The 5,553-nt window shown below is 64.6% G+C and carries 5 protein-coding genes; 1 reads left to right on the top strand and 4 read right to left on the bottom strand.

The features are described 5' to 3' along the window. Positions 1-274: 274 nt before the first annotated feature. Positions 275-1,165 (top strand): NAD-dependent epimerase/dehydratase family protein, encoded by an 891-nt coding sequence (locus EOA28_RS23200; protein ID WP_128315315.1) that lies wholly within the window; start codon positions 275-277, stop codon positions 1,163-1,165. A 98-nt stretch (positions 1,166-1,263) separates the two neighbouring features. On the opposite strand, the gene EOA28_RS23195 is transcribed toward EOA28_RS23200, so the two are convergent. The 4 genes from EOA28_RS23195 to serS all read right to left on the bottom strand — a co-directional run. Beyond that, complete coding sequence (locus EOA28_RS23195) at positions 1,264-2,784, bottom strand: peptidoglycan DD-metalloendopeptidase family protein (protein ID WP_127252324.1); 1,521 nt, start codon at positions 2,782-2,784, stop codon at positions 1,264-1,266. A 260-nt stretch (positions 2,785-3,044) separates the two neighbouring features. Next, positions 3,045-3,698 (bottom strand): protein-L-isoaspartate(D-aspartate) O-methyltransferase, encoded by a 654-nt coding sequence (locus EOA28_RS23190; RefSeq protein ID WP_127252322.1) that lies wholly within the window; start codon positions 3,696-3,698, stop codon positions 3,045-3,047. A 30-nt stretch (positions 3,699-3,728) separates the two neighbouring features. Continuing rightward, on the bottom strand, positions 3,729-4,487 hold the full coding sequence (surE, locus tag EOA28_RS23185; protein ID WP_126082291.1) for a 5'/3'-nucleotidase SurE: 759 nt from the start codon (positions 4,485-4,487) through the stop codon (positions 3,729-3,731). A 4-nt stretch (positions 4,488-4,491) separates the two neighbouring features. Further along, positions 4,492-5,553, bottom strand: a 1,062-nt coding sequence (gene serS / locus EOA28_RS23180; protein ID WP_128315314.1) for a serine--tRNA ligase, incomplete at its 5' end; no start/stop codon positions are given.

Below are 5,553 nucleotides of genomic sequence, written 5' to 3'. Positions count from 1 at the left end.
GACGAAATATCGCCCGGCCTGATTGCAGTAGGAGCGCGTTGCCGCGCTCGCATGCACCATGATGCGGTGGTGCGGCGCCCGAGGCAGCCGATGGACGCCTGCCTCGACGTGCCGGGAAAGCATCGTGACGTCGGATGGGGCCGGAGCGAATTGCGGAAGCATGCTCTCTCGATTCATGGCAAAACCTGTTCAAGATTTGGCAATTCCGGCGCGATTTTCAACGCCGCAACCTTGTACTCCCTCCCCTCCTTCAAAACATGGAAGAGAGGTTGCCATGAGTTCATATGTTGTTGTCGGCGCGGGCCCGGTCGGACGCGAGACGGCTCGCCTTCTTGGCGAGGAAGGCCATGATGTCATCCTGACCAGCCGAAGCGTCGGCTCGAACGCTTTGCGCAATGTGCGCTCGATACAAGCCGACGCCACCGACGCCTCGGCGCTGTCGCGTGTCTGCCGAGGCGCCGACGCAGTGTTCATGTGCGCCATGGCCACTTATCATCGCTGGCCAACTGACTTTTTCTCCATACTCGACGGCACCGTGCGCGCGGCCGAAGCAGTCGGCGCCAGGCTCATCGTGCTTGGAAACCTCTACGGTTACGGCAAGAATGGCGAGAGCCCGCTGCGCTCCGACATGCCGCTTGATCCGAATTCGAAGAAGGGAACCGCCAGGACGATCATGTGGCAGCGGGCGGCCCGTGCCAGCGTGCCGGCGATCGAGATACGTTCCAGCGACTATCTCGGGCACGGCGCGATCAGCTACTTCTCGCTGATCGCCCTGCCCTCCATCATCGAGGACAAGCCTGTCGCCTTCATTGGCGACCTCGACGCCACTCATGCCTGGAGCTTCACCAAGGACGTCGCCAGGACGCTCGTCGCAGCCTCCCGCTACACGGGCGAATGGGGACGGGCGTTTCATGTCCCCTCCCAACACGCCTCCCCCAACGAGCTCATCCGCAAAACCGCGGCGATGCTCGGCCGGGATATTGCCGAGACGCACTCCTACTCCATCCCCGAGATGGAAGCGCTGGGCATGCATGAGCTGATCGAGATGACGTATCTCTTCGAGAGCCCCCTGCTGGTCGATTCCTCCGACGCGGAGACGCTTCTGGGCGTTAAGGCCAGCAGCCTCGAGGAGATGATCGCCGACACGCTACGTGATCACCTTTGAGCCTGCATCCCGCACAACTGAAAAAGCCCGCTCCTTGCGGAACGGGCTGAAGACGGCGGGCCGGACTGGAGGTCAGGCGGCCCGCAATTGTTCTTGTTCTATTCGAGATAGCCGGACGGATCGACCGGCGCCGAGTTCTTGCGCACTTCAAAGTGCAGCTTGGGCGAGTCGGTGGTGCCGCTCATGCCGGACAGCGCGATCTCCTGGCCGCGCTTGACCTTCTGGCCGCGCTGCACCTCGATCGAGCTTGCATGGCCGTAGACGGTGACCAGGCCGTTCTCGTGCCGCACCAGCACGGTGTTGCCGAACTCCTTGAGACCGTCGCCGGCATAGATGACGACGCCGTTCTCGGCCGCCTTGATCGGCGTTCCTTCCGGCACCGCGATGTCGACGCCGTCCTTGCCGGAGCCGAAGCTGGAGATCACGCGGCCGCGCACCGGCCAGCGCATCTTGCCGATGCCGGTCGCGTCGGGCGCCTCGGCATTGTCGTCCTCGGCCTGCTGGATGACCTTGGCATCCTTCTTCGGCGGCGTGTAGGAGGCGAGCGTCTCGGTGGTCTTCGCCGGCGGCGGCGTCGTCGCCGTCGTCACCGGATCGACCGCGGGCTTGGTGGTGGCCGCCGGCTTGGCAGCCGCCACGACGGTGCCGCCAGCCGGAACCTTGAGCGTCTGTCCGATCTTGAGCAAGCCGTCCTGCATGCCGTTGGCCTGCTTCAGCGTCGTGACGCTGACGCCCGTCTTCCTGGCGATCGACGACAGCGAGTCGCCCTGCTGGACAGTATAGGTGCCTCCGGCGCCGGCGGGCTTTGCCTCGGCAACCTGCGGCGCGGGCTTGGGGTTCTTGGAGCCCGTGGCCGCAGCCGACGCATCGACCTGAGCGGCCGCCTTGCCGTCCTTGACCTTCGGCTGCTGCGGCAGCACCGCGACCTTTTCCGGCGCGGGCTGCTTCGGCGTGTTCGCCGGCTTGCCTTCGGCAACCTTCGGCTCCGCCTTGCTCGAATAGGCATAAGCGGGGATGACGATCTTCTGGCCGGACCGGATGCCCTTCTTCGGATCGATGCCGTTGACCTTGGCTATAGCATCGGCCGGCACGTGGTAGTGCGCGGCCAGGCCTGAAAGCGTCTCGCCGTCCCGGACAACGATTTCGGTCGCATGTGGCGCAGCACTTGCGTTGCGGACCGCGTCAGGCTCGGCGGTCTTGAACGGTTTTGCCGGCGTGACCGTGCCGGTGGCCGTCCTGTCGAGATGCGGTGCCGGCGCAAGCGCCGGAGCCGGCGCGAGGGCGGGAGCCGTAGCGGTACGCATCGGCTTTGCCGTAGCCGGCGCCGAGGGCGGCGGCAATTGCTGGGTCGTGACCGGCTCGAGGCTGGAGCGGCTAACCGACTGGGTGTGCGTGCCATCGACCGGCGCAGGCGCGACCGTGTCGCCCGGATAGGGCTGGTCGACATTCTGCTTGTTGATGATGGCGCGCTGATTGTTGGTGGATGACGTGAAGACATCATCGACACCGTTGAAGCGCATCGACTGGGAACTGCACCCGGCCGCCGCGCCGGCAATCATCAGCACAGCGCAACCGCGCGCCAGATTGCGTCTGTTTGCTTTCAAGTGATTGAATTGCATCGCACTAACCCGCACAGACCCGGTACAAACTGGCCCTGATTAAAGCGCGTTAATGTTACTGCCGGGTTAACCCCTTAGAATCCGACGAAAATTTTCTTAAAACATTTCGGGCCGCTGGACGGGGCGGAGGTTCAGGTCAGCCCGAGTCGAGAATGGTGGTGTCCGAGAACCGGAGCGGAGCGTATTATCAGTACGTGAGCACCGGAAGCGCAGGAGACCGCCTTTCGCAGGCCGGGCTCACCTGAATATCGGCCCCGCCCCTAGATCACCGCGGCGACGCTGCGCAGGATCGGCTGCAGCCTGACCATGCCGATGTCCTCGCGCTCGAAGCGGCTGCCGACCTTGGTGAGCTTGGCCAGCACCTGCTCGCCCTCCTCCGGGCCGATTGGCGCGATGACGATGCCGCCGCTCGACAATTGGTCGAGCAGGAAGCGCGGCAGGCTGTCGAAGGCCGCCCAGGCGACGATGCGGTCGAACGGCCCTTCATTGGGCAGGCCGTTGGAACCGTCGGCCTGGCGGACGATGACGTTGCTGATGGCAAGCGCCTCGAAGCGCTGCTTGGCCTGCTCGGTGAGCGTCTTGTAGCGGTCGATGGTGATGACGCGCGCGGCAAGCCGCGACATGACCGCTGCCGTGTAGCCCGAGCCGGTGCCGATCTCGAGCACGCGGTTGCCCGGCTCGATGTGCAGCGCGGCAATCACGGCTGCCTGCAAATCGGCGCCCTCGATCGCCTCGCCGCATTCGATCGGCAGCATGCCGTCCGACCAGGCGATCGAATGGAACTGGGCCGCCAGGAAACCGCGCCGCGGCGTCGCCTCGAAGGCGGCGACCAGTGCCTTGGGCGCCGTGCCCCTGCCCCGCAGCCTGAGCAGGAAAGCGGCGAAACCTTCGCGGTCGTCGATGCCTGTGTTCATGCCAAAACCACGTTCATGCCAATGCCTTGTTCATGACAGCGCCTTGGTCAGCTGGTCGCGGAGTTCATGGGCGGTGAGGTCGAGCTGCAGTGGCGTCACCGACACCAGCCGGTTGCGCAGCGCGTAGAGGTCCGTGCCCTTCTTGCCTTCGACCGGCTCGCGGCCGAAGCGCAGCCAGTAGTAAGGCAGGCCGCGTCCGTCGCGCCGCTCATCGACCCAGAGGCTGTGCACCAGCTTGCCCTGCGAGGTGACGACGGTGCCCTCCACTTCGTCGGGAGCGCAGTTCGGAAAATTGACGTTGAGCAGCACGCCGTCCGGCAGCGGCGTTTCCACCAGTCGCTTCAACAGCGCCGGCGCCAGCGACTCGGTCGTCTCGTAAGGAACCACGCGATCCTCGCCGACATAGGAATAAGCCTGGCTGACCGCGATCGAGCGCACGCCGAGCAGCGCGCCTTCCATGGCGCCTGCAACGGTGCCGGAATAGGTGACATCATCAGCAATGTTGGCGCCGGAATTGACGCCGGACAGGATCAGGTCCGGCGGTCCGGGCAGGATCTTCTTCGTACCCATGATGACGCAGTCGGTCGGCGTGCCGCGCACCGCGTAATGTTTCTCGCCGATTTTGCGCAGCCGAAGCGGCTCCGAAATCGACAGCGAATGCGCGTAACCGGACTGGTCCTGCTCGGGCGCCACCACCCACACGTCGTCCGACAGCGTGCGGGCGATGCGTTCGAGCGACGCCAGCCCTTCGGCGTGGATGCCGTCATCGTTAGTCAGCAGTATGCGCATCAAGTCACTTCGCTTCGATCTTGGCGAGACCACCCATGTAAGGCCGCAGCACTTCAGGAATGGTTACGCTGCCATCCTCATTCTGGTAGTTTTCGATGACAGCTATGAGAGCGCGGCCGACGGCGGTACCCGAACCATTGAGCGTGTGAACGAAGCGGTTGCCCCTGCCGTCCTTGTCCTTGTAGCGGGCATCCATGCGCCGTGCCTGGAAGTCGCCGCAGACCGAGCAGGACGAGATTTCGCGATAGGCGTTCTGCCCCGGCAGCCAGACCTCGATGTCGTAGGTCTTGCGCGCGCCGAAACCCATATCGCCGGTGCAGAGCGTGACGGTGCGGAACGGCAGGCCGAGCCGCTTCAGCACCTCTTCGGCGCATTGCGTCATGCGCTCATGCTCGGCGATCGAGCTTTCCTGGTCGGTGATCGAGACCAACTCGACCTTGTAGAACTGATGCTGGCGCAGCATGCCGCGCGTGTCGCGGCCGGCCGAGCCCGCTTCCGAGCGGAAGCACGGCGTCAGCGCCGTGTAGCGCAGAGGCAGCTTTTCATGCGCGGTGATCTCCTCGCGCACGAGGTTGGTGAGCGGCACTTCCGCTGTGGGGATCAGGCCAAGCCGACCGTCGCCATGCGGCGTGAAGAACAGGTCTTCCTCGAATTTCGGCAGCTGGTTGGTGCCGAAAAGCACCTCGTCGCGCACCATCAGCGGCGGAATGACCTCTTCGTAGCCGTGCTCGGTCGTGTGCAGGTCGAGCATGAACTGGCCGATCGCGCGCTCCATGCGGGCCAATTGGCTTTTCAGCACGGTGAAGCGCGCGCCGGACAATTTCGCCGCCCGCTCGAAATCCATCATGCCGAGCGCTTCGCCGATCTCGAAATGCTCCTTCATCCAGTTCGGCCGCGTCGGCACCTCGCCGACGATGCGCTTGACGACATTGTCGTGCTCGTCCTTGCCGACCGGCACGTCCTCCAGCGGCACGTTGGGCAGCACCGCAAGCGCGTCGTTCAGCGCCTTGTCGAGCTCGCGCTCGCGCGCCTCGCCGTTCTGGATGAACGCCTTGATGTCGCTGAC

Origin of the sequence: Mesorhizobium sp. M2A.F.Ca.ET.067.02.1.1 (genome assembly GCF_004023285.1) — a bacterium.
Lineage (GTDB): Bacteria > Pseudomonadota > Alphaproteobacteria > Rhizobiales > Rhizobiaceae > Mesorhizobium.
This window is presented reverse-complemented; position numbering and strand designations above follow the sequence as displayed.